This is a genomic window from Inquilinus sp. NPDC058860 (assembly GCF_042743185.1).
Taxonomy (GTDB): domain Bacteria; phylum Pseudomonadota; class Alphaproteobacteria; order DSM-16000; family Inquilinaceae; genus Inquilinus.
In genome coordinates, this window is record NZ_JBHYMS010000148.1 from 1 (window position 1) to 1,001 (window position 1,001).

Annotated in this window: 1 protein-coding gene; it reads left to right on the forward strand. The window is 65.5% G+C overall.

All coding sequences use genetic code 11. The features are described 5' to 3' along the window. Window positions 1–581: 581 nt before the first annotated feature. Window positions 582–1,001: hypothetical protein (locus ACFW16_RS36140; protein WP_380313937.1), on the forward strand; the 420-nt coding region annotated here is incomplete at its 3' end.

The following is a 1,001-nucleotide window of genomic DNA, read 5'->3' on the forward strand; positions in this document are numbered from 1 at the left end:
TTCCACGCCGTCAAACACGTGCCTTGATAGTTCGACGCGCGCGTCGGGCCTTCCTTCCACCGCTCCCCCTCATGGTCTCCGCAGTTCCGTCACGCCACCAAGCCGCGGCGGGACGGCTCACGTCGAAGCGGAAGATCACCGCTCCCGGCAGTACTTCCGCTGAACAGCACCAGACGCCTCGTCAACAAGCCCGCCGGCCATCGGGAGCGCCGACTTGACGCCGGACCGGGTACCCACCCGACTCAGCCGCACAGGCACTTGCGTACTTGCCACTTTGAGATCCATGCCCGCTCAGCACCACAGCATGACACCGGCCCACCCAAATCCTAGTAAGGGTTGGTCATGTGCGGGCTGTGATGGCGTGTTTTCCTGATCGGCCGTGTCGTTGACACAGGCAGTTACGTTTGGATCACCGCGCTGACCAGAGGAAGACGCCCGCGACGTGGAGTCCGGCCAGGGAGATGGTCGCGGTCTTCTCGTAGCGGGTGGCGACACTTCGCCACGGACGTCAGAACTGGCCGTCCGGTGTGATACTTGTGCCGGGCACCGACCGTACTGGAGAACCTGGGGGTGGATCGGCGATGCCGATGGGGGGAATACCGCAGCAACGCACGCTCGCCGAGCGGGCCACGGGCTTGACCGGCTGTCTCGCGGTAATCGGTCTGCTGTGGGCCCTGGGGCTGGCCTTTGTCCCGGCCTCGCACGAGGGACTGGAGGGCCGGCGCACCATTGAGGGCCTGTCATGCGGGGCACCTGCGCTGTTCCGTCAATCGTCCTTCGTCGAGACCCCCCAAGACGAATGGCGGCCTCTGCCTGCCACAGCCGCCGACTGCGCCGAAAAGGCTGATGCACGCATACGCAGCGCGGTCGGAGTCACTGTGGGCATGCTGCCCTTCGCCATGCTGTGGCTGTGGGGAACAGTCGCCTTGCATATCCGACGCGTCGCACCATCCCTCAACTCCCGGACCACCGGCCACGAGTCGGACCAGGAACACGGACCC